Origin of the sequence: Paramesorhizobium salinisoli, from assembly GCF_003335045.1 — a bacterium.
Lineage (GTDB): Bacteria > Pseudomonadota > Alphaproteobacteria > Rhizobiales > Rhizobiaceae > Paramesorhizobium > Paramesorhizobium salinisoli.
The window spans coordinates 1-230 of record NZ_QOZG01000186.1 but is presented as its reverse complement, the minus strand read 5'-3'; the positions used below and the strand labels follow the sequence as shown (position 1 = coordinate 230).

Annotated in this window: 1 protein-coding gene; it reads right to left on the bottom strand. The window is 62.2% G+C overall.

Translation table 11 applies throughout. From position 1 onward, the window contains the following. The coding region (locus DUT91_RS25445; RefSeq protein ID WP_147272330.1) for a transposase at positions 1-230 on the bottom strand (230 nt) is incomplete at both ends.

The following is a 230-nucleotide window of genomic DNA, read 5'->3' as shown; positions in this document are numbered from 1 at the left end:
CCAGAAGATGACGGCGGCTGCGATGCAGATGGCCGAGAAGAAGGTGTGAGCACAGCGGTCGTAGCGGGTGGCGATGCGCCGCCAGTCCTTGAGCTTTGCGAACAGGTTCTCGACCTTGTGGCGTTGACGGTAGAGCATCGTGTCGTAGGCGTATGGGACTTTACGGCTTCGGCTCGACGGGATGCATGGCTCGATGCCTCGTGCTTCCAGCTCCTCGCGGAACCAGGCGC